The 24090-nt window shown below is 33.5% G+C and carries 37 protein-coding genes, 1 tRNA gene and 1 pseudogene; 34 read left to right on the forward strand and 5 right to left on the reverse strand.

The annotated features are described in order from the left end of the window. Nucleotides 1-194 precede the first annotated feature (194 nt). Nucleotides 195-267: transfer RNA gene (locus RBQ61_RS05875), tRNA-Arg, on the forward strand. A gap of 118 nt (nt 268-385) precedes the next feature. Here RBQ61_RS05875 and RBQ61_RS05880 read toward each other — a convergent pair. From RBQ61_RS05880 to RBQ61_RS05900, 5 genes are all read right to left on the reverse strand, one after another. Further along, on the reverse strand, nt 386-1579 hold the full coding sequence (locus RBQ61_RS05880; RefSeq protein WP_308139563.1) for a site-specific integrase: 1194 nt from the start codon (nt 1577-1579) through the stop codon (nt 386-388). Between the two features lie 66 nt (nt 1580-1645). Next, nucleotides 1646-1825, reverse strand: a complete 180-nt coding sequence (locus tag RBQ61_RS05885) for a hypothetical protein (RefSeq protein WP_308139564.1) — start codon at nt 1823-1825, stop codon at nt 1646-1648. Nucleotides 1826-1923: 98 nt separating this feature from the next. Next, a complete protein-coding gene (locus RBQ61_RS05890) occupies nt 1924-2334 on the reverse strand; it encodes a hypothetical protein (RefSeq protein WP_308139565.1) in 411 nt (136 codons plus the stop codon). 48 nt (nt 2335-2382) lie between these two features. After that, the gene (locus RBQ61_RS05895; protein ID WP_308139566.1) at nt 2383-2595 is read right to left on the reverse strand and encodes a hypothetical protein; all 213 of its coding nucleotides are present in this window, start codon (nt 2593-2595) and stop codon (nt 2383-2385) included. A gap of 169 nt (nt 2596-2764) precedes the next feature. After that, nucleotides 2765-3418, reverse strand: coding sequence for a helix-turn-helix domain-containing protein (locus tag RBQ61_RS05900; protein WP_308139567.1), 654 nt, complete (start codon nt 3416-3418; stop codon nt 2765-2767). Between the two features lie 157 nt (nt 3419-3575). On the opposite strand from RBQ61_RS05900, the gene RBQ61_RS05905 reads away from it, so the two are divergent. The 33 genes and pseudogenes from RBQ61_RS05905 (at nt 3576) to RBQ61_RS06065 (ending at nt 24068) form a co-directional block, all read left to right on the forward strand. After that, nucleotides 3576-3785: a helix-turn-helix domain-containing protein gene (locus RBQ61_RS05905; RefSeq protein WP_308139568.1), complete on the forward strand. Its 210-nt coding sequence runs from the start codon at nt 3576-3578 to the stop codon at nt 3783-3785. A gap of 312 nt (nt 3786-4097) precedes the next feature. Continuing rightward, nucleotides 4098-4301: a DNA-binding protein gene (locus tag RBQ61_RS05910; protein WP_308139569.1), complete on the forward strand. Its 204-nt coding sequence runs from the start codon at nt 4098-4100 to the stop codon at nt 4299-4301. Nucleotides 4302-4312: 11 nt separating this feature from the next. Beyond that, nucleotides 4313-4528 carry a hypothetical protein gene (locus RBQ61_RS05915; RefSeq protein WP_308139570.1) on the forward strand — a complete coding sequence of 72 codons (216 nt, stop codon included), beginning with the start codon at nt 4313-4315 and terminating at the stop codon, nt 4526-4528. Nucleotides 4529-4799: 271 nt separating this feature from the next. Continuing rightward, on the forward strand, nt 4800-4925 hold the full coding sequence (locus RBQ61_RS05920) for a hypothetical protein (protein ID WP_308139571.1): 126 nt from the start codon (nt 4800-4802) through the stop codon (nt 4923-4925). Further along, nucleotides 4922-5242, forward strand: a complete 321-nt coding sequence (locus RBQ61_RS05925; protein WP_308139572.1) for a hypothetical protein — start codon at nt 4922-4924, stop codon at nt 5240-5242. The genes RBQ61_RS05920 and RBQ61_RS05925 overlap by 4 nt, the downstream gene beginning before the upstream one ends. Further along, the gene (locus RBQ61_RS05930; RefSeq protein WP_308139573.1) at nt 5235-5357 is read left to right on the forward strand and encodes a hypothetical protein; all 123 of its coding nucleotides are present in this window, start codon (nt 5235-5237) and stop codon (nt 5355-5357) included. The genes RBQ61_RS05925 and RBQ61_RS05930 overlap by 8 nt, the downstream gene beginning before the upstream one ends. A 2-nt stretch (nt 5358-5359) precedes the next feature. Next, entirely contained in the window at nt 5360-5767 is a 408-nt protein-coding gene (locus RBQ61_RS05935) for a hypothetical protein (RefSeq protein ID WP_308139574.1), read from the forward strand. 34 nt (nt 5768-5801) lie between these two features. Then, nucleotides 5802-6689, forward strand: a complete 888-nt coding sequence (locus tag RBQ61_RS05940) for a Lin1244/Lin1753 domain-containing protein (protein ID WP_308139575.1) — start codon at nt 5802-5804, stop codon at nt 6687-6689. Nucleotides 6690-6693: 4 nt separating this feature from the next. Continuing rightward, on the forward strand, nt 6694-8526 hold the full coding sequence (locus RBQ61_RS05945) for a DnaB-like helicase C-terminal domain-containing protein (protein WP_308139576.1): 1833 nt from the start codon (nt 6694-6696) through the stop codon (nt 8524-8526). Nucleotides 8527-8537: 11 nt separating this feature from the next. Further along, nucleotides 8538-8729, forward strand: coding sequence for a hypothetical protein (locus RBQ61_RS05950; protein ID WP_308139577.1), 192 nt, complete (start codon nt 8538-8540; stop codon nt 8727-8729). Between the two features lie 17 nt (nt 8730-8746). Beyond that, the gene (locus RBQ61_RS05955; RefSeq protein WP_308139578.1) at nt 8747-9337 is read left to right on the forward strand and encodes a hypothetical protein; all 591 of its coding nucleotides are present in this window, start codon (nt 8747-8749) and stop codon (nt 9335-9337) included. Further along, complete coding sequence (locus RBQ61_RS05960) at nt 9330-9788, forward strand: hypothetical protein (RefSeq protein ID WP_308139579.1); 459 nt, start codon at nt 9330-9332, stop codon at nt 9786-9788. Before RBQ61_RS05955 ends, RBQ61_RS05960 begins: the two co-directional genes overlap by 8 nt. 350 nt (nt 9789-10138) lie before the next feature. Next, nucleotides 10139-10654 (forward strand): hypothetical protein, encoded by a 516-nt coding sequence (locus RBQ61_RS05965; RefSeq protein ID WP_308139580.1) that lies wholly within the window; start codon nt 10139-10141, stop codon nt 10652-10654. A gap of 104 nt (nt 10655-10758) precedes the next feature. Beyond that, the gene (locus RBQ61_RS05970) at nt 10759-11235 is read left to right on the forward strand and encodes a hypothetical protein (RefSeq protein ID WP_308139581.1); all 477 of its coding nucleotides are present in this window, start codon (nt 10759-10761) and stop codon (nt 11233-11235) included. A 184-nt stretch (nt 11236-11419) separates the two neighbouring features. Next, entirely contained in the window at nt 11420-12376 is a 957-nt protein-coding gene (locus RBQ61_RS05975; protein ID WP_308139582.1) for a hypothetical protein, read from the forward strand. A gap of 4 nt (nt 12377-12380) precedes the next feature. Then, nucleotides 12381-12968, forward strand: coding sequence for a hypothetical protein (locus RBQ61_RS05980; RefSeq protein ID WP_308139583.1), 588 nt, complete (start codon nt 12381-12383; stop codon nt 12966-12968). A gap of 152 nt (nt 12969-13120) precedes the next feature. Then, the gene (locus RBQ61_RS05985) at nt 13121-13432 is read left to right on the forward strand and encodes a hypothetical protein (protein WP_308139584.1); all 312 of its coding nucleotides are present in this window, start codon (nt 13121-13123) and stop codon (nt 13430-13432) included. Between the two features lie 99 nt (nt 13433-13531). Beyond that, nucleotides 13532-13789: a hypothetical protein gene (locus tag RBQ61_RS05990; protein WP_308139585.1), complete on the forward strand. Its 258-nt coding sequence runs from the start codon at nt 13532-13534 to the stop codon at nt 13787-13789. 74 nt (nt 13790-13863) lie between these two features. After that, a complete protein-coding gene (locus RBQ61_RS05995) occupies nt 13864-14139 on the forward strand; it encodes an HNH endonuclease (RefSeq protein WP_308139586.1) in 276 nt (91 codons plus the stop codon). Between the two features lie 105 nt (nt 14140-14244). Next, nucleotides 14245-14595 (forward strand): P27 family phage terminase small subunit, encoded by a 351-nt coding sequence (locus tag RBQ61_RS06000; RefSeq protein ID WP_308139587.1) that lies wholly within the window; start codon nt 14245-14247, stop codon nt 14593-14595. After that, entirely contained in the window at nt 14592-16310 is a 1719-nt protein-coding gene (locus RBQ61_RS06005; RefSeq protein ID WP_308139588.1) for a terminase large subunit, read from the forward strand. Before RBQ61_RS06000 ends, RBQ61_RS06005 begins: the two co-directional genes overlap by 4 nt. Nucleotides 16311-16321: 11 nt before the next feature. Further along, nucleotides 16322-17533, forward strand: a complete 1212-nt coding sequence (locus RBQ61_RS06010) for a phage portal protein (RefSeq protein ID WP_308139589.1) — start codon at nt 16322-16324, stop codon at nt 17531-17533. Then, a complete protein-coding gene (locus tag RBQ61_RS06015; RefSeq protein WP_308139590.1) occupies nt 17526-18131 on the forward strand; it encodes an HK97 family phage prohead protease in 606 nt (201 codons plus the stop codon). The genes RBQ61_RS06010 and RBQ61_RS06015 overlap by 8 nt, the downstream gene beginning before the upstream one ends. Then, nucleotides 18113-19510 carry a phage major capsid protein gene (locus RBQ61_RS06020; protein ID WP_308139591.1) on the forward strand — a complete coding sequence of 466 codons (1398 nt, stop codon included), beginning with the start codon at nt 18113-18115 and terminating at the stop codon, nt 19508-19510. The genes RBQ61_RS06015 and RBQ61_RS06020 overlap by 19 nt, the downstream gene beginning before the upstream one ends. 13 nt (nt 19511-19523) lie before the next feature. Further along, on the forward strand, nt 19524-19793 hold the full coding sequence (locus tag RBQ61_RS06025) for a hypothetical protein (RefSeq protein WP_308139592.1): 270 nt from the start codon (nt 19524-19526) through the stop codon (nt 19791-19793). A gap of 11 nt (nt 19794-19804) precedes the next feature. Then, nucleotides 19805-20068, forward strand: a pseudogene (locus tag RBQ61_RS06030) (hypothetical protein); the annotation flags it as partial. 164 nt (nt 20069-20232) lie between these two features. After that, nucleotides 20233-20547 carry a phage head closure protein gene (locus RBQ61_RS06035; RefSeq protein ID WP_308139593.1) on the forward strand — a complete coding sequence of 105 codons (315 nt, stop codon included), beginning with the start codon at nt 20233-20235 and terminating at the stop codon, nt 20545-20547. Further along, on the forward strand, nt 20548-21006 hold the full coding sequence (locus RBQ61_RS06040) for an HK97 gp10 family phage protein (RefSeq protein ID WP_308139594.1): 459 nt from the start codon (nt 20548-20550) through the stop codon (nt 21004-21006). Beyond that, nucleotides 20984-21361, forward strand: a complete 378-nt coding sequence (locus tag RBQ61_RS06045; protein ID WP_308139595.1) for a hypothetical protein — start codon at nt 20984-20986, stop codon at nt 21359-21361. The genes RBQ61_RS06040 and RBQ61_RS06045 overlap by 23 nt, the downstream gene beginning before the upstream one ends. 5 nt (nt 21362-21366) lie before the next feature. Further along, nucleotides 21367-21960, forward strand: coding sequence for a hypothetical protein (locus RBQ61_RS06050; RefSeq protein ID WP_308139596.1), 594 nt, complete (start codon nt 21367-21369; stop codon nt 21958-21960). Nucleotide 21961: 1 nt separating this feature from the next. Beyond that, nucleotides 21962-22306: a hypothetical protein gene (locus RBQ61_RS06055; protein WP_308139597.1), complete on the forward strand. Its 345-nt coding sequence runs from the start codon at nt 21962-21964 to the stop codon at nt 22304-22306. A 107-nt stretch (nt 22307-22413) separates the two neighbouring features. Then, complete coding sequence (locus RBQ61_RS06060) at nt 22414-22569, forward strand: hypothetical protein (protein ID WP_308139598.1); 156 nt, start codon at nt 22414-22416, stop codon at nt 22567-22569. A gap of 20 nt (nt 22570-22589) precedes the next feature. Further along, a complete protein-coding gene (locus tag RBQ61_RS06065) occupies nt 22590-24068 on the forward strand; it encodes a hypothetical protein (protein ID WP_308139599.1) in 1479 nt (492 codons plus the stop codon). Nucleotides 24069-24090: the final 22 nt, after the last annotated feature.

Here is a 24090-nt window from a genome sequence, read left to right on the forward strand (position 1 = left end):
GCGGATGCAAATAGCTTAACTTTTAGTAGCAGTAGCACTTTGTGGAGATTGTGTAAACTCGCAAAATGCTCCATAAATCAACAGCTTAAACTTTTTAAATGTAACACATGTATTGTAATCCTACACCAAGAAAAATATTTATTTTATATAGCTATTGAAATTGTAGTCATTATGTAATATAATTTATAAATCACGGACCATTAGCTCAGGGGATAGAGTGGCAGACTTCGAATCTGCGCGTCGGGGGTTCGAATCCCTCATGGTTCACTAATTGCAAAGGTTGTAGCGTGTAAAATGAGTCGATAAAAAATTGATTCGCCAAAAATTCGCCAACTTAAAAAATAATAAAAAGAACCTGAGTGTATAAATTAGGTTCTTTTGTTATTTATTGACTGAATACATCATCTAAAACGGAGGTCGCTTCTATATTCGCTTCTTTCAATAAATGTAGATATATTTCTGTGGTTTTTATAGATGAATGCCCTAATAGTTGCGATACGGTCACTATATCAATACCATTGTTTAGCAAAGTAGTTGCAAATGTGTGTCTAAGAGCATGAAACTTTCTGTAAGGTATCTCAGCTCTTTTTAATAACCTTTCCCATGACCTTCTTAGGTTTTTAGCATCTATATATGTTCCAGTTGATGAAGGGAATAAAATAGTATTTTCTGTATAAGTTGGCCCAAGTAATAACTTTTCTTCAGCAATGAGCTTTTCAAGTTGAATTAACTCTTTTTCTAGTACTGCATTTATAGTCAGATCACGCTTTGATTTTTTAGTTTTGGTTTTAGTTAATTTTAATTCATAGCGATACTTAGTAGGGGATTCAAAAATTTTAACTCTGTTCAGAGTATTTCTTATCTTTATTAAATTATTTTTTATATTCTTTTTCTTGTTAAGAGCTAATATCTCACCCTCTCTTGCTCCTGTGTTAACAGCAAACATCATTAAATATCTAATCTTAGTATGTCCAGCTATCTTTTTTAATTTGTTTATCTCATCCACGGTGAAGACTTCTATATTTTTCATATCTTCTTCATCTTCATCGTCTATGATTTCATCTTCAGGTGGTTTTGGAAGCTTAAGGCCTCTGAGGGGATTCTTTGCAACATAGGATTCAGATTCAGCGTAATTAAAGAACTTATTTAGCAGCTTGTGCAGATTTTTAACTTGCGATATTGTTTTATTTTCTTTGGATAACATTTCATTATAACGCTTTTGAATCTGCAACTTTTTAATATCAGATACAGGAGCAATAGCGTATGGCAGGTCTTCTACATAGTTTCGATATATTGATTCATAGCGCTCAAACGTGGAGCTACTATTGCCATTATATCTCTCGATTTCCCAAATCCATACAAACATTGCTTTGCTTAAGCTTTGCTTGCCTAAGTCTGGATTTACACCCTGTGCAAGCAAATCAAGGTATTCTTTCCTTTTTCTATTTGCGTCGGACTCTGATGTTCCGTAAAAATTTTTATATACTGGTTGACCTTTATTGTTTTCGCCAATTTTCTCACGAATTCGGAAGTATTCTTTGTCTCCTGCCTTTGCATTTGTCTTTGGTTTGTTCGCCATATTCCATCCTTTCATTTTGCTTATAAACTTAATAATTTTGGTAAGTAATCTACATGTACAATGAAGTTAATCAAGATTTTTTTCTGGAGAACCGGATAGGCTTGATTGGTTGGCATCATGTAAAGTATCTTTGTAAACTCGTCTTGCAGCCATAATAAAATTAATGAAGTGTATAGGAAAATCATCCGGTAGCTCGTCTTTTTCAGCAAACTTTAAAGTTACTTTTCTATCTGGTAATTTAGCCATAATTAATCTCCTTGGTATATAATTACAAATTTATTTAAAGGTTAAATATTCTTTAATGATATTCGCATTATGTTGCGAAATGACGTTATTGTTTAATTTTATTTGTCTACAACTTCCGAAGCTTCTTCTAAAAATCGATTGATTATCCCTTTAAGTTTTTTATTTTCAGATTTGAGCTTTTTAATTTCTTTTTCTAGATCTGCTTTTTCTAACAGAGAAAAATTTTTAGGTTGAGATGCTTCTTGAGCTTTTCTTTGTAAATAATTTTGTATCTCAGGTAAATCAACACCCCGTGCCTCCGCCATTCCTACATACTCAAGAAATCTATTTTGGCAAATATAATATGTCCAGCGGTCTCCTTCATCGTCACTCTTCCAAGCTTCACCAAAATAGCTAAACTTCCCGTGTCTTAGTGCCACTCTAAGACCCATGGGTGACATTCTCAATATTGTCGCTGCTTCTGCTACGGTTATTCTTCCATCATCAGTTGTTAATATCTCCTTTGTCATAAATTCCTCCCAAATATATTTGTTTTTTTATTTAGTTTTATTCAATACTTATTTAATAATCTTTTTTATAATGTCAAATATACTGAATGAGGTTTTATTGTAGACTTTGTTGTACATTGCTTTCTTAGGGTTGCGTACCCATCCCATCCCTTTTTTACCATAGAAAGGGTTAATTGCTCCTTTTACTTCTCTTTTCAGCCTGCCAGTGGTACGAGATTTTATGCTTTTCTTAAGGCTTGGTTTTCTTAGTCCGAATTTCATAATTTTTTTATAACCTCCAGAATTAAATTATAACGGATAATTCAATTAAAGTTTACCACTTGTTTCTAACAATCGATTTGATGTCCAATACTTTTGTAATTCCATTTTTATTAAACTACATAACTAAAAGATATACATATCCTACTTATTAAAACTCTACTATGTGTAGCTAAAAGTTATCATTATCCATTGTATCATCATCTTGATTTTTGTATTTATGAATATAAGTTAGCTCTTCTATCCTTTCTACAGCTTCATTTTTCCCTATATCGTTCAGTTGATAATAACTGTTGATTATTTTTTTTACACCTTCATCTAAATACTCAGCAAGTAAATCGGCATACGTATGTAAGGCAAATTCTTTTTCATCTTCCTTTATTTCTTTTTCAGTTCTTTCCTTTTCCCAACCAACTAAAGCTAAAACCGATTTACCTAATGCATTGGCAATATCTACTATTTCTGAGACTATAATTTCAACTTCCCCGTTCTCTAATTTTGTTAAATAAGTAATGTCTCTATTAGTTAATTTCGACAGTTTTTCTAAAGAATAACCTTTGCTCAAGCGTGTGTTTTTTATATTTTGTCCCATAAATTTGTTGTCACCGAGCTTGGTTGGATCACTCTCCCACCCCATTAACCAAGTTGGCGTTGTCTCTAAAGCGTCAGCAAATATTTTTATTTTAGATTGAGGTATATCATTATCTTCTCCTTCAATTTTTGCAATCGTTGAGCGTGACTTATATCCTAATTTTGTTGCAAGTTCTTGTTGCGAATATCCTAACTCCTCTCTTCTTTGCTTTATTCTCTTAGATAGTATACTCACTGTTTTTCCTCCAAATTTGTTCTATATACATAATAAAATATCGTGTATTATAAGTCAACAAAAATTTAATTTTAAAAATAAATGTTGACTTTAAATCACCAATATGCTAATATAGAAATGTGATTAAAAATCAACAGATAAGAGGAGGTGCATAGTATTGACAGATACATATAAACTTAAATGTTTAATATTAAAGTCAGATATGAAACTTAAAGATATTGCTAAAAAAATGGGCATTTCATATTTTTCGCTTCAAAAAAAAATGAATAATGTTGTGGAATTTAAAGCAAGCGAAATAATGGAATTATCAAAAATATTAAACATCAAGGGTGGTAAAGAAAAAGAAGAAATTTTTTTTGTTAAATAACGTGATTTGAAATCAACTTTAAAAATTGATCAAGAATCTATAATTAATTATCAAAATATTTCATCAAGGTGATTGTCGAATGATATTTGGGTGCAGGGATTTGCAAAATATGAAATTATTTTACAAAAATTCATATAATAAAGATATGACATTTATTTTAAATAAAGAAAGGAAAAAGCCTGGATAAAGACTTGTAAATTTATAAAAAATAAATATTCAGTATGTGGACAAGCAGTTTAATATCATAATAATTTTTACTTGAACTATTTACGGGTAGTGGTGGTTTATTATAAAAAATAGAAGGAGAAAAGTATGAACGAATTAAACGAACCAAAAAAACTTATGTCAATAGTAGAAGCGGCAAAATATTTTGGAATTGGAAGGGATTGCTTATATGCACTTTCTCGAACAGAGCCGGATATACCAATCTTAGTTGTTAATGGCCGAAAAAAAGTTAATATTCCTAAGATGGCCGAATGGCTTGATAATGCGACTGCTGCAGGTCGTGAATTATAGGAGGTACCTTGATGGTGAAAGCGCAAACAGTGGAACAGTATCAAATCATAAAATGGTTGGAGCAAAACTTTTACATTGAAGCTCTGAAAATATCTCTTATTGATAAAGCTACGGTACTCATTGAGGATATAAATGGAGAAACGGCAACAGTTAGGTATAAAAGTAAAAATGATATCGTGTTAGAACAGGAAAATAAGTTGAATAGGGAGAGTGAACAAAGTGCCTGAGCACAGAATCAAAGCTTATAGGAATAAAATTAAGGCTGTAGGATTGCAAGGGGAAGAATTACGCCAGTACATAATTAAAAACTTTCAGGAACTGGGGTTCCCAAAGAAAGGAACGGCAATGTGGTTTTATCACAATTGTTTATAAAATTAATACATGTTAGATGTTGCATCAGATTTTCTTAAACATCACAAATTATTATTCGATGAATAGTGGTTTGTGGTGTTTTTATTTTCTTAAGGAATTAAAGATTTGATTAAAGGAGTGTGAAATATGAACGAAAGAGAATTTTTACAGGGAGAAATAAAAAAAACGGTTGATCGGCTGCATGATGTGAAATTTTTAAAGATACTATGTGGTTTGTTGAATGAAATTTATAGAAGGGAAGATAAAAAATGATTGGAGCAAAGGCAGGTTATGATATAAAAAAATATGAGGTTAAGAATTTTCTATCCGAAGGTATGCGAAAAATCGAAAGACAAATTGTAAATGTAAATTCTGAAATGGCAATGGATGTGTGCGATGAAGTTTATACAGAAGAAGAACAGAATTTTATGGCGATGCAAGTGACCAAGTTTAACATTATTGAAATGTTGTTAGAAACAGATGATAAAGAGCGCATAATTTTTCTGCATGATTTTCTCAATGCTTATTTGAAGGATAAAAAATCAAATACAAAGCAAAACACAAATAAAAGGGGAAATTTATATGAATGAAGAGATAAAAGAAATTACCGAGTTATTAGAACTACAAAAAGATTATATATTAGTTAAAAAAGTTTTAGCATATGTAAAAGCATATATTCATTATAAGAGCAAAAGGAGTGCATAGAAATGAGAGAAGAATTAATAAAGAAAATTATTCAAAATTTAGAGTTTGGAACTGATGAATTTTTAGAAGAAGTAAGCGAGATGTTGATTGGATGCCGGGAGGCAACCGAAAAAGTGGAAATTGAAAGAGGACTGCTGTTCAGCAGGGTTGCTGATATCATAACTGAAATTGCGGACATCTGTATTACTAACGAGAGTAACGACAGAGTTGAAGCAATCGGAGCAAATATAATCTGTGACAGCAAAGATAGCGTACTATTTATTCTCCAGCTATGTACTGATAAGATAATACTAGAGGTTAATGGCAAATTTGTTCTTGAGATTAATGCACAAAGCCCAGTGCTGATAGCGTTCAAAGAGTTGTTTGAACAATTGAATTATTCGTATCCAGAATATATGGGACAGGCTTAAATGCTTGTTTTATCACTTAAGTAGGTGATTATAAATGGCAAGACCAAAAAAACAAACAGTTGAATACTTTCCCCATTACACTACAAGCGGAAAGACGCTTTTTATATTAGAAAGTAATTACGGCAATAATGGCTATGCATTTTGGTTTAAATTACTTGAGTTGCTCGGAGGAACAAACGGAATGTATTATGACTGCAATAATGTCCCCGATTTAGAGTTCCTGTTAGCAAAAACTCATGTAAACAAGGAAACTGCATACAACATCCTTAATATACTGGCAGATTTAGAAACAATTGATAAAGAATTATGGTATAAAAGTAAAATTATATGGTGCCAAAACTTGATTAACAACGTAACTGATGCGTTCAAAAGAAGAATATCAGAAATACCAAAAAAGCCATTATTGCATACAGAAACCCCAATGAAAGAGAGTAAATGTATACAGAAACCCTCTGCAAGTGACATTTCTACCGACAAAAACGGGGAAAGTAAAGTAAAAGAAAGTAAAGTAAATAATAAAAAGAATAATGTGCATTCTGCGAATGCTACTGATGCATTTTTTGAAACCGTATGGAAATTGTATCCGAATAAAAAAGGCAAGACAGCTGTATCAAAAAAATCTAAAGATGCTATCTATAAACTGGGTATTGAAAAAATAACTGCGGCAATTGAGTCATATAAAAAAGAATTGGCAAAAGAGACATGGAAGCAACCAATGAACGGAAGCACATTTTTTAATGGGAGGTTTACAGATTATTTATCTATAGAATCAGAAAAGGCATCACCTACGGCTGCAGAAAACAAAACTTATAACAGCGATGACGAAAATCCATATGCTAATCCTGAACTTATGGAACAAATGGCAAGAGAAGCGGGCATTCCAAAAATTAATTTTGATGACTATGACGATTACGAGGGCTGATAGAATGGACGATTTACAGGAGCAATTATATAAAATAATACCTCACTTGGGGCAATACAAAGAAAAAGGCAATGAAATAATTCCGGTATATTGTCCTTTCTGCTACGGCGGGAAACATAAAGATAAAGAGACCTTTGCTATAAATAAGCTTACAGGTGCGTATAATTGCTTGCGTGGCAGCTGTAATCAAACAGGAAATTTATTCACGTTAGCAAAACATTTAGGGGTTGATATAGTGGCAGAAAGGCAATCATATTTCAGGGAATACAGGAAGCCTAAAAAAGCATATAAAATGCCGGAAGTAACATATAGGAACCTATCTAAGAATGTTATTGATTACTTTGAAAAAAGAGGTATATCTGAGGAAACATTAATAAAAAATAAAGTTACTTCTGATGAAAAAGAAAACATAGTTTTTAATTATTATCTCAATGGCGAATTGGTTTTTATTAAATATAAAATTCCACGAAAACCAAGAGGTAATGAAAGAAAATCATGGAGAGAAGCAGATACGCGTCCTGTGCTGTATGGTATGGATGATTGTGATCTCACATATCCATTGATAATTATCGAAGGTGAGCCGGACAAGCTGGTCTTGGATGAATGCGGAATAAGAAATGCTGTATCAATACCAAGCGGTACTAATGATTTCACCTGGATTGATGAATGCTGGGAATGGTTAGAAAAATTTGATGAAGTAATTATATGGGGTGATAATGATAGTGCAGGTAAGGGATTTCAACAGGAAGCCATTGCAAGGCTTGATGATTGGAAGTTAAGAGTAGTCAAATGCGAATATAAAGATGCTAATGATATGCTATACCGTATTTCCAAAGAAAAAGGGACAGATGAAGCTAAAAATGCTGTCAAAGAGCATATAAATAATGCGTCTATAGTCAAGAAAGAATACATAACAAATCTTGCTGATGTGAAACGAAAGGACTATAGAAACATAAAAGCAATATCCACCGGTTTTAAGGAATTGGATAACTTAATAGGTGGCATGTACGGTGGTATGCTAGTTATATGGACAGGCTATAACGGAAGCGGTAAAAGCACTATATTGTCAAATATAATTTTGAATGGCATAGAAATAGGAAGCAGGGCTTTTGTATATTCCGGAGAACTTCCAAAGGAAGATTTTAAAGAGTGGATGGATTTGCAACTTTCAGGAAAAAATTATCTGGCTTTATATGATTGTCCTGTAAAAAAGCAATCAATATCTATTCCGAACAGTAAATATTATAAATATTTTGATGAGTTTTATGATGAAAAAATATTCTTGTTTGATACAGAAGATTATGCGACGGATAATGAAATCATATCAGCTATGACATATATGGCTAAACGAGAAGGCATTAAAGTCTTTGCCATAGATAACATGCTGACAATGAACATAACAGAAGTAGGTGACAGCAACGAAAAACAAGCAAAGTTAATTATCAAATTAAAGGGATTTGCAAGAAAATTTAATGCAGTAGTTCACTTAGTTGCTCATCCAAGAAAGCCAGGGCAAGGACAAATAAGAGTAGATAAATATTCTGTCAGCGGTACGGCTAATATTACAGATTTAGCTGATAGAGTTATAGGGTTTCACAGATTAACAAAAGAAGAAAAAGAGAAAAATGAAATTTATTCAAATTATAATAATGCTTTGATTGTTTTCAAAGATAGAAAATTTGGTGTATTTGACAGAGAAATTTTATTCAAGTTTGACTATTTTTCTAAGAGGTATTATACAGATGTTTTAGAAAGAGACAAAGAATATTCATGGGTTGATAATATAAAAAAACAAGAGCCAAGGCAAATAGAGATTGAAAAAGCTCCATGGGATTGAGAGGTATTCAGATGACAAAACAAGAATACAATAAACATTTAGCAAGATATCACAAGGCTATGAATTGGTATCATGGTTCAAAGGATATGAAAAAGCAAGAAAAATATTTGCCTGATTTTGAAAAAATATTAAGCGACTTAGAACAGGGCTGTGCAGAGTTAAAGCCTAACGAACATGAGATTATAAATGGATTTAAAATATAATTTGGAAGGATTAGAAAATGAATACTATTTTATATAAAACAATAAAAAAAGCTGTAAAGAAAAATGAAGATAATATTAAAAAGTCAGGCGCATTTGTACCGTATTCTGTAAGCTTGCGGAATATGTGTAAAATTTATAACGTTGAAATTTTCTTCAATAAAATTTGCGATAACATTTTTGAGGAAATTGAAAAAGATGCATGTCAGGGTGAATTTGTAATGATAAAGTTAGAAAATTATGCAGATTTACGTTTTGACGAAAATGGATTATTGATATTTTCAAGTATTTTGTCTAAATACTTTGATAGACCTGAGCTAATAAAATTGCGTAAATATTTAAAATCACTGAATGATGCAAAACGAGTTAAGCAAGGGATTAGATATGAAATTGATAATCTTGACGTATATGAGTTGAAGCAATGTATTAAATTGCTGGAGAGTGGTGTTGTAAAAAACAGTCCTGAATTACTTGACATGTACAAAACGGCACTTGATAGAAAATCCAGCTTGCAATATAAAATAAAAAAAATCACAAATTGCACTTTGAGGAGTTCGATATCAATGTCCAAGCGGTTAATGCATGCAATACAAGGAGGAATGCATGACTAATTCGATAATCCAGGAATATAAGGATCTAACAGAAAATATTGCAACGATAGAATCACATATTAAAACTATAAAAAGAGAAATTCAAAAGCTGATGATGGTTTGGAGACCTCAAGGATTGACAGCCATAAATTATGAAAATCCGTTTATACAAGAATCAAGAAATCAAATGGAAGCTTATGAGGCATATTTAAAATTGTGTAAATATGAGAGGGAAACAAGTGATTTAAAAAAAGAATTAAACTTGCTATATAACCAGAGAAATGAGCTTGAAAAGATCATAGACGGATTTAGAGATGTTGAAAAAAAAGCGTTAATGCTGAGAATCAAAGGGTATTCTAATTCTAAAATTGCAAAAGAAATGAGCTATTCTCAAAGGCATATTGAAAGAATTTTTAAAAATATTAGAGAAAAAGAAAAGATGTCGGTGAAATGTCGGTCGGACATGTGCTAATATGATACTATGAAAAATATATTTTGGTATATAAACAATCCTTTCTTAATTAACATAAAAATATGAGAAAAAGCACTTTTTGAACAGGGACAAAGAGTGTTTTTTCTTTTTATAAAAACATATGGAGGTGAGCATGGGTGCTTGTTAAATGTTACACGCAATGGAGAAGCAATGGAGAATTAAAATGCTTGTGTAAATTGGACAATCCGGCCTGCGATCAATTTCTTTCTTGCTCAATTGAAGAATTTAAATATGATAAATATCAAGGCCTTAAAAGTTGCATGGGGCATGATTCACATAGAAAAGTTCGTAGAAAATGGCAACAAAAGATATGAGGGGGATAGAACAGAGTGAAACAAATAACTGATAATCAGATGAAAGAACTTTTTATTAAGATTCCTTTGCTTAAAAGCGTAAAAACTTCTTTAGAATCGGATTTAAAACGAGTTACTGAATACGATTCGTGGCAAGATGATGCAATAGATGCAATTAACTTTAATTTCATACTGTCGGATATGCCTAGAAGCGGCAATATTTCTGACAAAACATCAAAGGCGGCATTAAAAGTTGAAGACATTGCTTGTAAGGAAAAACGTGAAATATTACAACAAATATTGAATGAGATCCGATGCGTTGATAACTTATTACAAAAAGTTGATCTTGCACTTAATTCACTTTCAGAAGATGAAAGACTTTCGATTGTTTCAAAGTATTGGGAAAAGAAAACATGGGATGAAGTTGCACGGGAAAGCATGCTTAGCGTCTCTCAAACTAGGAGAGTTGCGGCTAAAGCTATACAGAAAATTAATATAATTGCAAGGATAAGGATTGAAGACTATGAAGTGTTAAAAATTAATTTTGGCTAGATAAGATTACCCACATTGTAATATTTTGTCATATTATCGTTGCAAGAAAATGTTTGCAGAGGTATAATGATGTTAAAATATTATAATTATTGGAGGAGTATATAATGTCAAAGTTAAAAGAAGCAGATTTTTATTATGGCTCTGTGCTATCTACGTTATTTACTAATCATATTACGCCTGTTTTAATAGAAAACGATAAAGATAGACAAGTGTATGACTATTCTACTGATAAAGGTGATTTTAGAGCATACATAAAATATCGCACTTCAAAGAAAAATTTAAAATCAGATAATTATTTTAGTTGGGACTTTGTTCTTACAAATGATATAGATGAGATAAAAAAGTACATAGACGACAATTATAATATTGTGCTGTTTTTAGTGTGCGGATCAAAGAATTTAAAAGAAAGCGAACTTGCAATTTTAAATAAAGATGAAATTAAATTAATTCTTTCTTTAAACAAGCAATCGATAACGATTAGCAGAAAAAAAGGCGAAAAGGCCTTTAGAATTTCTATAGGTGGCGGCAGGGATAAAGCTATGCCAATAAAAAGTAGCAGAAAGTTAGAAGATGTAATTTAACATACAATGTAAGAACTCCTAACAGAGTTCTTTTTTGATATATTTTAGGTAGCAGAAATTAATCTGTTGCTTCTTTAAATACAGACAATCATGCCTCATATGTAATATTTTGTCAACGATTGTAGACAGGTAAGGTTTTCCTTGGTATAATATTGGTAAATATTATATGTGGGGGAAATCATAAATGTCTAATATATCAATAGCATCATATACGATAGGTATAAAAAATAAAAATGATGACGAAAGTTATTCTTTAAATAATATTGACGGATTACAGTTTATAGATATATTCGATAACTTTATTACCGAAAACAATCAGATATATGAGAATAATGAAGTATTAGAAAAAATTTTTAAATTTGAAGGTTGTATTCAAGAAGAAAAATCACAGGATAATAATTGTTTATTTAATTATATAATTGGGAGAATAAAAACAGGTTCTTATGGCCAAGAGGCTGAGATAATCAATAGTACAACGGGAAATTTTAGGTTTAATAAGAATGAAGATGATGCGGAAGTTATGCCGTTTAATTTCATCTTAGCTATTCCACCTGGAGAAGTAAACAGGGGAATCTTAATTCTCCAAAAAAACGGAATATTTGGAATCAAAACTTTATTTGAAAAAATTTTGTCGGATTATTTGAAAACTGTAAGTCTCGATTATAAATTATTTTTAGGAAATGTTGCTCCAATGGCTTATTTAGAGAAACTCTTTGAATATGGAGTGTTGCAGAGAATTCGTTTTTTTAGATATGAAATTCCGAACGATATAGGTAATCAAATAGGATTATTAAACAATGGAGTTAATGAATCTTATGAGGAATATGTTATTAATAAACCGACTGGTTTTATTAGAAATAACATAGATAGAATTCGCGAATGTATAAGAGGACAAAGAAATTTAGCTACTATAGTTCAACTTAATAATTTTGAATATGAGAATATTAAGTTGGAATTTAAGTTAGGGGCAAAGTATAAAACTATTAATTTAAGTGACGTTTCGAGCATAAGCTTTAATGATGATATAACCAATTTGGTTACACTGAATGGGGGACATCCAACGGTAGAGAGTATGCAGCCTATACTTATTGAAACAGCAATGACTTATTTAGAAGAAATGGGTTTAATAGTAAGAGGGTGACAAATTGCGCTTATTTGAAATAATTAAAAATCCGTACACGCTAATTTTTATATGTGTTATAGGATTATTAATTTCAAAATTTATTTTTAAAATTGAATATATGAATTGTTTTAAAATAGTTAATAACCATATTAACGTTTTTAATAACAAAACTGGAAAACTTTTGTTAGTTCCATTTCTTACATACAATATTTTACCTTTTTTAATAGCTTTAGGGGTTAATAGAATTAAGGTTATTGATAGTGATATGGTAAATATTATAACTGTTATAATATCTATATTAACTTCTATGCTATTTACTTTACTTGTTATGTTGATTGATATGAAGGATAAAATCGATCTAAAAAAATTTCAAAATGCAAATCAAATAAATATAATAAAACGGGCGATAAAAGAAACGTATCATACTGTAATGTTTGAAATTCTAATTTCTATTTCTGTTTTGCTATTATCTTTTGTTTACTTGTTTACTCAAAAGATAAGTTGTATTATAAGTGCTATAATATATTATTTAGTATTTTTGTTAGTTTTTAATTTATTTATCGTTTTGAAAAGGATATTCAATATAGTTGATCATAATTTTTCTAATTAAAATTATTTATAATGTAGGAGAACTCTTAACCGGGTTCTTTTTTAAGTTAAGTAATATACATCTGTATGTAAAAAATGCAATATTATAGTTGTTAAAAAATGCTTTGCATTGTATAATATTGGTAAATTATTTAAGCAAAAGAGGAGAGTATAATGAATTATAGTGAGATGCTTGAATCATATCATAATATCAGCGAGGCATATGTCGTAGTAAATTTATATGAAATTTATATCAAAGCACAAAAAATTAAAATCAAGATTGAAAGAGATTTAAGGAGTGGTAAATATAGCTATTCAAACAGTCATCATTATCATGGTAGCGAGCAAGCTGCTCCATATATATCTTCAAGATGCGTAATGTTGGATTCTGAAAGTGAAGCATTAAATGCAGCTTTTAAGGAGCTAACTAGTTTTTATAATGAGAATGACGAGAAGGCTATATGGGTTGTCAATGAATGTTTTTAATATTAAGAGAAGAGTCTTTAAGATAAGGCTCTTTTTTTATGAAAGAATATTGGTTTCAAAACCGTTGGCTTTTTTATTGTGACGAAAGGAAGGTAAAGCATGGGTTTATCAAGATTAAGCAAGCAGTGCAGGGAGTGCAAGTATGTAGATATATGCGATCATAAAAGGATGGAAGCATTAGCCTATCTTGAAGCTTCCAGTAATGGAATGGCAGATGCTACTGCGCCTATGATACAGCAAAAGGATTATAGAAATATTAAGATAGGTGTCGATACGATAGAAACAATTGATTTGGAAGAAATAAAAAAGAAATTAACAAATTCAATATATCCAAACTTTTTACAATATGAAGGCTAATTAAATTGAGACGATGCAGGTATGACTTAGACTTCATAGGGTGAGGGGCGGGCAGAAATAAGGCAGGTGATTAATTGAGTTTCTACAAGACAAAGAGATGGAGAGATAAAAGAGTTATTATCTTAAAGCGTGACAGCTATCTATGCAAGGAGTGTCTCAGGTATGGCAAGACTACACCAGCAACTACAGTGCATCATGTAAATCCATTGGAGCATAACAGGCAGCTAGCATTAGTTAGCAAGAACCTGATCAGTCTATGTGAAACTTGCCATAATAAGATGCATGATAGAGACACGCACGAACTTACAGAGCTTGGAATCAGTTGGGTTGAAAGGATTGGAAAGATATAACCCCCCTGGTCTTAAGCTCTATTTATATAATTAAAAGGACCGGAGGGGGGAGCCATTTCCAATAGAGCGACTTTTTAAAAATATTTTTTGGGAGGTGATTTTACTGTGGCAGGAAAGGCAACAACATATGAAGGAATCAGAAAAAAGACAATTAGGGACATGAAAAAATTAGGAGTATATAAGCCGGAGTATGAACCAATTATAGATATATATTCAGAACTTCGTGAACAGTATTTCATCCTCACAGAAAAATTCAAAGACTCCGGATACGATTTCGAAGTTGAGACCATGCAGGGGGGAACTAAAAAAGCCCCGATTGTAGCTACGTTAGAAAGCCTGAGAAAAGATATTATAACTTATACAGATAGATTATGTCTCAATCCAAAAGCCGTAGATACTGTTAAAATACAGGTCCCTAAAAAATCAGCATTGGCAGAGGCGTTATCTAAGCTTTGAGTAATTTTGCAAATCACGATATAGTCTTTCAATATGCGAAAGATATTATAAGCGGTAAAGTAATCGCAAATGAAGAACAAAAACAAGGCTGTGAGAGATTCTTCCGGGACCTGGAGAATCAAGCATATTACTTTGACCCCAAACCGGCAGAAACAGTAATTGGAATAATCGAAAGAACATTCGTGCATAAACAAGGAGAAAATCTACAAGGCGAACCGATGAGAGGTAAGCCTTTTTTATTGCTTCCATGGCACAAGTTCACGATATACAATATCATGGGTTTTTATCATGTTGGTACAAAAATAAGAAAATATAAAGAGGCATTCATATTTGTTCCGCGCAAGAACGTTAAAACTACTTTTGCAGCTGCTCTCGCGTGGGCTTTATCAATCTATTACAGAAAGTCCGGCGCAAAATGTTATATTACAGCTAATGCTCTTAAGCAGTCATTAGAAAGTTTTGACTTTATTAATTTCAACATCAAATACATGGGTGAAGAAGAAAGTTTCAGAATAATCGACAACAATCAAGAACATAGCATACAGGGAGATTTAGACGGAGGGTCTATATACATTCAAGCGTTGGCCGCAAACCCAGACAGTCAGGATAGTTTCAATTGCAATCTTGCAATAGCTGATGAAATTCATGCATACACAAAGCCTAAACAGTACAATATCATCAAAGAAGCTATGAAAGCATATACAAACAAACTAATGATAGGTATAACAACTGCTGGCGATAATATGAATTCATTTTGTTATCGAAGATTGCAATATTGTACGAAAATTTTAGCCGGCTCTGTAATAGACGAGCAGTATTATGTCTTTATTGCAAAAGCTCCTGAAGGAAAGAATGGCAAAGTTGATTACACAGATCCATTAGTGCATCAAATGGCTAACCCTGGTTACGGTGTAACAATACGTCCTGATGACATAATGAATGATGCTATGCAAGCAGAGAAGGATCCTCAACAGCGAAAAGATTTTTTTTCCAAAAGTTTAAACGTGTATACAGCTGCAATGAAAGCATATTTCAATATAGAGGAATTTAAGACAAGCGATAGAAAATACAGTTGGACGCTTGAGGAGCTTACCAAGTTAAAAATAGACTGGTATGGTGGAGCGGATCTTTCAAAGATGCATGACCTTACAGCTGGTGGTCTATACGGAAACTATAAGGGCGTTGATATAGCAATTACTCATGCATGGTTCCCTATAGTTGCGGCACAGCAGAAAGCAGAGGAAGATTCAATACCGTTGTTTGGATGGCAGGATGATGGCTGGCTTGATATGTGCAATACACCTACAGTTAATTACTCGGATATTATAAACTGGTTTATTAAAATGAAAAAGATGGGATTCAAAATAAAGCAAGTTGGATTTGATAAAAAGTTCGGAAAAGAGTTTTTCTTAGGCATGAAAAAAGCAGGTTTCAATATTGTTGATGAGCCTCAATATCATTGGAAAAAATCACAAGGATTTAGGCGGATAGAGAAGCATGTTAAGGATGAACAATTTTATTATTTGCATTCATCGGCATTTGAATACTGTGTCCAAAATGTACTCGGAATAGAAAAAACAGATGACATGATACAGTACGAAAAAATAATGACTGAAATGAGAATAGACTTATTTGATGTTGCCGTGTTTGGAGCTGTCAGATTAATAGAAAATATGGAAAAATCAACATCAGCCAGTGACTGGCTTAATAGTTAGGAGGTAATAAATTGAGCAAAAACAAAGGCAACAAAAATAAAAGAACACGTGCTGAACCAGGCAGCCAAAAAAGAGAGACGGCCTTGAGTTGGTTCTTATCTACCGACGCATATGATACACTTGCAATTCCTGGATATACAAAACTAGCTGACAATCCAGAGGTAAAGATGGCTGTGAGTAAAATAGCTGATCTAGTTTCTAGCATGACAATTCATCTTATGGAAAATACAAAAAGTGGAGATATAAGAGTTAAAAACGAATTATCTCGTAAAATTGACATCAACCCATATAAGCTGATGACAAGAAAGACATGGGTTTACAATATAATTTATTCAATGTTGTTACCTGGCGATGGAAACAGCGTTGTATTCCCAAAGGTTGAAAATGGGTTGATTCAGGAACTTATTCCATTAAAGCCTTCAAGGATTAGCTTTTCAGAAATACAGGGTGGATATGAAGTGAAATATGGAAGTCAGACTTACAACTATGACGAGATATTGCATTTTATTGTTAATCCTGATCCTGAAAAGCCATGGAGGGGTACCGGTTATAGAGTTGTTTTAAAGGACCTTGTTACAAATTTGAAACAAGCAAATAAAACAAAAAATGCTTTTATGTCAGATAAATGGAAACCCTCTGTAATCATATCTGTTGATGCTATGACGGAAGAGTTTACCACTCCGGATGGAAGAGACGCGGTTCTAAAAAAGTACGTTGATGATACTGGAGAAGGAAAACCCTGGGTAATACCAGCTGACTTGATTAAAGTTGACCAAGTAAAACCTCTTTCTTTGAATGATTTAGCAATAAATGATGCTGTGCAACTAGATAAAAGGACTGTGGCTGGAATATTAGATATCCCGGCTTTTTTATTGGGTGTTGGAAGTTTTAATAAGGAAGAGTACAACAACTTTATCCGCACAAGAATAAAGAGCATTGCTGAAATGTTCCAACAAGTATTAACGAAAGGGTTAATTATAAATCCTAGCTGGTATTTTAAATGCAATGCTAAAAGTCTTATGGCGTATGACACAAAAGAATTGGCTTCCATGGGAATGGACTTGTATATCAGAGGAATTTACACTGGCAATGATGTATTAAATCTTATAGGCGATTCACCAAAAGAAGGTTTGGACGAGCTGATCATACTAGAGAACTACATACCAAGAGGCATGATAGGAGAGCAAAAGAAACTAATACAAGGAGGTGGTGCAGATGAGTAAGATTATAAATAGAAGCGCAGAACAAACTCGAAGTTTCCAAGCTGACTTCAAAGCGACAAGGGCAGAAGAAAACTCCGGAGACATGTTTATAGAGGGTTATTTTTCTGTGTTTGGAAAACAAACGGAATTATGGCCGGGAGCATTTGAGGAAATTTCGCCGGGAGCATTTGACAATACGCTTGGAAATGATATCAGGGCACTCATAAATCATGATACGACTTTAGTGCTCGGAAGAAATAAAGCAAATACTTTAGAGCTTAAGACAGATAGTCATGGACTTTGGGGAAGAATCCGAATAAATGACAAGGATTCAGATGCTGTTAATTTGTACGAAAGAGTAAAGCGCGGTGATGTGGACCAATGTTCTTTTGGATTTAATATCTTGAAAGAGGAAACAGACTGGAAAGATGATGGCACCGTAAAATGGACCATTCAGGAAATTGATTTGCATGAGGTTTCCGTATGCACATTCCCTGCATATGAGGAAACAGGAGTACAGGCAAGACAAAAAGAAGTTGAGCAGCATAAAGAAAAGCAACTAGAGCAAAGAAAAAACAAATTGAAAGAGAGGATTAATAAATGGCACTCAAACAATTAATGATAGCTAAGAAAATTGAACAGAGAAACGCTAGCTTAGCTGAATTAAGCACTCAAGAGGAAGGGCTGAAGACTAGAGAAGCGGAATTAGAGGTAGCTTTGGAAGAAGCTCAAACTGACGAAGAAATTGCTCTTGTAGAGGAAAACACAGACAAGCTTGAAACAGAAAAAGAAGAACTCGAAGAAAAGAAATCTAAGCTTGAAGGTGAAATCGCTGAGCTAGAAGGAGAACTCGAAAAACTTAACAGCAAGGAACCAAAGAGTGATTCAAAAGAACCCGAACAAATAAAATCAAATCCTAAAGGAGAGGGAATTATGAAGAGATACAAATTTTTCAGCGGAATGACAAGAGAAGCAGTGGACGCTCTACTAGTTAGAAATGAAGTTCAAGAGTTTTTAACCAGAACTCGTGAACTTATTGGCCAAAAAAGAGCTGTAACTGGTGGAGAACTTAACATTCCTGATGTTATGCTTGAACTGTTAAGAGACAATCTTCACAAATACTCTAAGCTAATATCAAGAGTTAATTTAAAGCCTGTAAATGGCAAGGCAAGACAAAACATTGCCGGCACTGTTCCTGAAGGAATATGGACTGAAATGGTTGCTAAACTCAACGAATTAAGCATTGTATTTAATCAATTTGAGGTCGATGGATACAAGGTCGGTGGATTTATCCCGGTAGCTAATTCATTATTGGAAGATTCTGATATTAACTTAGCGAATGAAATTTTAGTTACTTTAGGTCAGGCGATTGGCCTTGCAGTTGATAAGGCTATCCTTTACGGTAAAGGCGTAAAAATGCCGGTAGGTATAGTAACACGACTTGCCGAAACTGCTCAACCTGCATACTGGGGAACGAAAGAGAAAGATTGGACTGATTTACATACAACTAACTTGTTGCTGATTGATGCAGCTGCTAATACTGACGTTTTGTTTTACAAGGATTTAATTCTAAAACTTGGAAAAGTGAAAGCAAACTATGCAACTGGTGGAAAAACTTGGTGTATGAATGAAAATACTTTTGCTACTCTTCAAGCAAAGGCACTATCAATTAATGCCTCTGGTGCAATCGTATCAGGGCAAACAAAAACAATGCCTGTTGTTAGCGGAGAGATAGAATTCTTAGAATTTATTCCTGACAATGTAATAATTGGTGGATACATGTCGTTGTATTTGTTGGCTGAAAGAAAAGGAGCTACTTTAGCACAATCTGAGCACGCTCAATTTATAGAAGACAATACAATATTCAAAGGCACTGCTCGTTATGATGGCCGTCCAGTAATCGGTGAGGCATTCGTTGCAATCAATATCAGCCAGGAAGATTTAGAAACACCTCCTACGGCAACTGCAGTGACTTTTGCAGCTGATACAGCAAATTAATGGAGGCTAAATTATGAAGGTTCAAATATTAAAAACATTTTTAGATGCGGAGAATAAATGCATTCAAAAAGAGGGCAAAGAAATAGAAATAACAGAGGAAAGAGCGGAGCAAATTATATCTATTCGCCCAGATTTAATTGAAGTGATAGGAAACGCAGAAGGAGACACTCCTGAGTTTCCTAAACATACGGGCGGTGGATATTATGAATTATCCAACGGCGAAAAAATCAAAGGGAAGGATGCTGTTTTAAAAGCTGAGGAAGCACTAAAAAGTAAGGAATAGGAGCTGATATAATGGACACATCAATAGTGACAGGTTTAGTCAAAGCAAAACTTGGAATTAACGGGACAGTGAGAGATACATACATATCAGCAATAGTTAACGGTGTAATTACAGAATTAGAGGATGAGAAGGGGTTAGTGCTTGATGGTGCTAACCCTTATCATTTGATATTTGTAGTAGACTATGTTACTTGGAGGTACCAAAACCGAGACGGTGACAAAGGTATGCCTAGACATTTACAGTATAGGCTTCATAATCTTATCATTCATGTTGGTATTAAAAATCTTATAGTCAGCGATGTTCTGATAGTTGGCATATTGCCATTATTACCTGCTGAGAATACAGTTTACATCCTTCAAGACAGCTCAAAGCAAATGTATATCGATGGCGCATGGACTGCTGTAGATATGGTGAACGGGATTTGGACGGTGGTTATTGCATGACATACGATTGTGAGGTATTGCTAATTAAAGCCGTTAATGCTGTTGATGAGGGTGGAGATACGATTCAGACAGAAACTGAAAGAAGCGTGCTTGCTTCAAAACTTGATTACAGAAGCAAAGAATTTTATCAAGCTTTTACGAATGGATTAAAACCTTCTATTACCTTTGCTGTCAATAAATATGAATACGATAACGAAAGAGTGCTAAAATTTGAAGATGATAGATACAAGATCATAGATGTATACCCGGTTAAAGCAAAAGATGAGAGTGAATTTGAATCTCTTGCTTTGTTGTGTGAGGCGGTGGTATAAATGCCAATGCCTAAGAGTGTAACAAAATACTCTAATAAAAATGGTTTAACATTTACATCAGGTGTAGACCGCGCGAACTATACTATCAGGGAACTGTCTAGGGCGGCCCTTAAAGATGTTGCAAAAGTACTGCGTAAGAAGATGATAGCAAAACTGAAAAATCTTCCTGGCATGAAGAAAAATAAAAGGCTCTATAAGTCGACTCAGTACTGGGTTAGGAAAAAAGAGACTGATCTACAAATGGGATTCAAACACAACACCTGGTATGGAGTTTTACAGGAACTTGGCGGCAACAATCAGCCTAAAAGAAGCGTACTACGCGACACAGTATTTGAAAGTGTTGATGATATACAAAAAATAGAAGCACAATATTTATCAGCTGTAGAGGACGAAGTAAAAGCAAAATCGTTAATAAATGAAGAAGGGGAAACTGGAGATGAGCAAAACCTGGGCACTTAGAGTTGAATTACAGAAAATTTTTAAAGTTCTAACGAATAATGTCTTCTATGAAGGCAATCAGGACTTTAACATCTATCCTCGTCTGGTTTATGAGCTTAGCGAAGTGTCTTATAATTCAGGAAAGACCTTGTTTCAGCTTGAAGTTAATGTTATTGATTGCGGAACAAGTACACAGGCTGTCGAAGAATTAGCAGACAATATTCAGTATACGTTAAACAAGTGCTACTTTAGAAACGATAAAATACAATTCACTTCATATAGAGGTTCACGGCAAAATATCAAAGAGGATGATAAGGAAATAATCAGGCGTAGGTTATTATTCGAAATACATTTACATGAATTGAAGGGAGAATAAACAAGATGAAATACTCGGGAATTACAGATAAAACAGCCGATAATCTTTTGCTGGACGCCGGAGCTTTTTTTAAAAACTTCATTGTAGGTACAGATACTTTCGAGTCTGCAGTGACGGCAAATAAATTAATAGGTGCAACACAAGGTGGTGGCTCTTTTTCGGCGATACCTACAATTAGGAAAATAGATGTGGATGGAACTATGGGAGTAAGAAAAGGATTGCAACATATAGATGAATGGGTTGTTACTATATCCGCTAATGTGAAAGAAATAAGCCAAGATACTATTAAAATAGCATTAGGTTCTGGAGATGTTGTAGATGGGCCGAATAATTATAAAAAAATTACTGCCAACCATCAGATACGATTAACTGATTATATAGATAATATAACTTGGGTTGGTAAACTGTCAGGCAGCGAAATGCCGGTAATTATTGTTGTGAAAAATGCGTTGGCAACAAGCGGTCTGACATTAAACGTGGCAGATAAGGCGGAAGCAGTTATAGCAATGACTTTTACAGGACATTTTACAAACAATGACCCTTTGGTACCACCTTTTGAAATATATTATCCGAATAAAGAAGTTACAGGAGAAGAATAAAATGAGAAAATTACAAACACAAGATGTATTTAACGCATTAAGAGCAATAGGAAAGGCAAGCTTAAAGGAAGAAATAAAGCCTATATTAAAAAAGGCAAATGCAGGAGAAATGAACGTTGAAGATGTTGGAATTGAAGGCGTTCTTGGATTGATTGAAATTTTTTCACAGAAGAAATCTGAACAGGCTATATACGATATTCTTTCAGGGCCGTTTGAAATGAAAGCTAAGGATGTTGAGCAGATGGATATATTGAAACTTGCAGAGAATTTAGAAACGCTAGGGAAAGAGAATGACCTTAAGCGTTTTTTTACTTTATTGGCAGGTTTAATTACGAAGAAACAATAGACCTGCTTCTAAAGAGATACGGCTCTTTAGATTATATTTTAAAAACAGATATTGATTCTGCTATTTCTCTTGTTGAGTATGTATTCAAAAAATACCAAGATGAACTCTTGTTTCTAAGATGGATTCCGTACCAGGATACAGGTAGCTTTGATGATTTTAAAAAGCTGTTAATGCTAGGCGGTGCTATTGAGGAAAAAGATAATGAGGAAATTTTGCAAGATGTAAAAGATATCATAACCCTATTCAACAAGGGAAGGGGGTAATTGCTATAGAAATTTTCAAATTGTTTGGTAGTATTCTGGTCGATTCAAGCAAGGCAGAAGAAAGCATATCTAAAACAGAAAAAAGCGCTAACAGTTTAGGCACAAAGCTAGGAAATGGAATAAAGACAGCAGGCAAATGGGGACTTGCAATAGGTGCAGGAGCAACAGCAGCAGGAGTGGCATTACTTGGAGTAGCAAACAAAGCAGCTGAAACTACGGACCATATAGATAAGATGAGCCAAAAGATAGGTATGTCAAAAGAAGGGTTTCAGGAATGGGATTTTATACTTAGTCAAAATGGCGCATCTATAGATAGTATGCAATCGGGTATGAAAACACTAACAAATCAGGTGGATGAACTTAGTAAGGGCGGTAAAGTAGCAACTGATGCATTTAGTCAATTAGGGTTGAGTTATGAAGATATGGCAGGGCTAAGCCAAGAGGAAATCTTTGAAAAAACTGTTATAGCATTGCAAGGAGTAGAAGATACAACTAAAAGGGCAGCTATAGCAAATGACTTATTGGGAAAAAGCGGATCTGAACTTGCCCCGCTATTAAATGCTGGAGCCGATTCGGTTGAAGCTATGAAAAAACAGGCTAAAGATTTAGGTCTTGTTTTGTCTGATGATGCAGTTAATGCCGGAGTTAAATTTACAGATACAATGGACCAACTAAAGCGGAGTTTTGGAGCAGTGTTTACGCAAGTAGGTGCAGCAGTAATGCCTATGTTTGTAGATTTTGCTAACTGGATAATAAACAACATGCCAGTTATACAAAATGTTTTTAAAACAGTATTTGATGTAATTAATCAAGTAGTAAGCGTTGCATATAATTGGTTTAATGATTATTTATTGCCTATATTTGATGTGATATTTTCATGGGTTAAGAGCAATTGGCCGGCAATTTCAGGAATTATTAACACTGCATTTAAAAGTATAGCAGATATAGTCGAAAGGGTATGGCGAATATTCAATAATGATTTACTACCAATACTAAGAGCGTTATGGGATTTTATATCTCCTACATTTCCGCTTATACAAAAAGTTGTTGAAACAACATTTGGGGCAATTACGAATACTGTTGAGGGAGTTGTAAGTGTTTTTGAAAGAGTGGCAGGTGCGATTAGAACTGCTATTGATTGGCTTGCATCATGGAACAACACAGATGTGAAGAATAAGGATGTAAGTGTATCATCAACCAACAACCCAAGGATAGATGGCAGTCATGCAAGCGGATTGGCTTATGTTCCATTTGACGGATATGTTGCAGAGTTACACAGAGGCGAAAGAGTATTGCCGGCTAATTCTTCATCAAAGTTGGATGAATTAATAAGTATTATATCTCTATTGCTGCATAAATTATCTTCTGATTCGACTGATAAGACTCGTAAAGAAATTAAAATAGGAACATTGATGAACATTGAAAAAAACATAATGGAAGATGATGTCGATGTTGAAATTCTGGAAAAAGAAATGGGAAGATTGATTCGTTTATTATAATAAACATAGTATGTTTTTTAGG

The sequence above is a fragment of the Sedimentibacter sp. MB35-C1 genome (assembly GCF_030913635.1).
Classification (GTDB): domain Bacteria; phylum Bacillota; class Clostridia; order Tissierellales; family Sedimentibacteraceae; genus Sedimentibacter.

Excerpts from the sequence above, each read along its gene's own strand:
- RBQ61_RS05880 (WP_308139563.1), bottom strand. The coding sequence starts at position 1,579 with ATGGCGAACAAACCAAAGACAAATGCAAAGGCAGGAGACAAAGAATAC.
- RBQ61_RS05885 (WP_308139564.1), bottom strand. The coding sequence starts at position 1,825 with ATGGCTAAATTACCAGATAGAAAAGTAACTTTAAAGTTTGCTGAAAAA.
- RBQ61_RS05890 (WP_308139565.1), bottom strand. The coding sequence starts at position 2,334 with ATGACAAAGGAGATATTAACAACTGATGATGGAAGAATAACCGTAGCA.
- RBQ61_RS05895 (WP_308139566.1), bottom strand. The coding sequence starts at position 2,595 with ATGAAATTCGGACTAAGAAAACCAAGCCTTAAGAAAAGCATAAAATCT.
- RBQ61_RS05910 (WP_308139569.1), top strand. The coding sequence starts at position 4,098 with ATGAACGAATTAAACGAACCAAAAAAACTTATGTCAATAGTAGAAGCG.
- RBQ61_RS05915 (WP_308139570.1), top strand. The coding sequence starts at position 4,313 with ATGGTGAAAGCGCAAACAGTGGAACAGTATCAAATCATAAAATGGTTG.
- RBQ61_RS05920 (WP_308139571.1), top strand. The coding sequence starts at position 4,800 with ATGAACGAAAGAGAATTTTTACAGGGAGAAATAAAAAAAACGGTTGAT.
- RBQ61_RS05925 (WP_308139572.1), top strand. The coding sequence starts at position 4,922 with ATGATTGGAGCAAAGGCAGGTTATGATATAAAAAAATATGAGGTTAAG.
- RBQ61_RS05930 (WP_308139573.1), top strand. The coding sequence starts at position 5,235 with ATGAATGAAGAGATAAAAGAAATTACCGAGTTATTAGAACTACAAAAA.
- RBQ61_RS05935 (WP_308139574.1), top strand. The coding sequence starts at position 5,360 with ATGAGAGAAGAATTAATAAAGAAAATTATTCAAAATTTAGAGTTTGGA.
- RBQ61_RS05940 (WP_308139575.1), top strand. The coding sequence starts at position 5,802 with ATGGCAAGACCAAAAAAACAAACAGTTGAATACTTTCCCCATTACACT.
- RBQ61_RS05945 (WP_308139576.1), top strand. The coding sequence starts at position 6,694 with ATGGACGATTTACAGGAGCAATTATATAAAATAATACCTCACTTGGGG.
- RBQ61_RS05950 (WP_308139577.1), top strand. The coding sequence starts at position 8,538 with ATGACAAAACAAGAATACAATAAACATTTAGCAAGATATCACAAGGCT.
- RBQ61_RS05955 (WP_308139578.1), top strand. The coding sequence starts at position 8,747 with ATGAATACTATTTTATATAAAACAATAAAAAAAGCTGTAAAGAAAAAT.
- RBQ61_RS05960 (WP_308139579.1), top strand. The coding sequence starts at position 9,330 with ATGACTAATTCGATAATCCAGGAATATAAGGATCTAACAGAAAATATT.
- RBQ61_RS05970 (WP_308139581.1), top strand. The coding sequence starts at position 10,759 with ATGTCAAAGTTAAAAGAAGCAGATTTTTATTATGGCTCTGTGCTATCT.
- RBQ61_RS05975 (WP_308139582.1), top strand. The coding sequence starts at position 11,420 with ATGTCTAATATATCAATAGCATCATATACGATAGGTATAAAAAATAAA.
- RBQ61_RS05985 (WP_308139584.1), top strand. The coding sequence starts at position 13,121 with ATGAATTATAGTGAGATGCTTGAATCATATCATAATATCAGCGAGGCA.
- RBQ61_RS05990 (WP_308139585.1), top strand. The coding sequence starts at position 13,532 with ATGGGTTTATCAAGATTAAGCAAGCAGTGCAGGGAGTGCAAGTATGTA.
- RBQ61_RS06015 (WP_308139590.1), top strand. The coding sequence starts at position 17,526 with ATGAGTAAGATTATAAATAGAAGCGCAGAACAAACTCGAAGTTTCCAA.
- RBQ61_RS06020 (WP_308139591.1), top strand. The coding sequence starts at position 18,113 with ATGGCACTCAAACAATTAATGATAGCTAAGAAAATTGAACAGAGAAAC.
- RBQ61_RS06025 (WP_308139592.1), top strand. The coding sequence starts at position 19,524 with ATGAAGGTTCAAATATTAAAAACATTTTTAGATGCGGAGAATAAATGC.
- RBQ61_RS06035 (WP_308139593.1), top strand. The coding sequence starts at position 20,233 with ATGACATACGATTGTGAGGTATTGCTAATTAAAGCCGTTAATGCTGTT.
- RBQ61_RS06040 (WP_308139594.1), top strand. The coding sequence starts at position 20,548 with ATGCCAATGCCTAAGAGTGTAACAAAATACTCTAATAAAAATGGTTTA.
- RBQ61_RS06045 (WP_308139595.1), top strand. The coding sequence starts at position 20,984 with ATGAGCAAAACCTGGGCACTTAGAGTTGAATTACAGAAAATTTTTAAA.
- RBQ61_RS06050 (WP_308139596.1), top strand. The coding sequence starts at position 21,367 with ATGAAATACTCGGGAATTACAGATAAAACAGCCGATAATCTTTTGCTG.
- RBQ61_RS06055 (WP_308139597.1), top strand. The coding sequence starts at position 21,962 with ATGAGAAAATTACAAACACAAGATGTATTTAACGCATTAAGAGCAATA.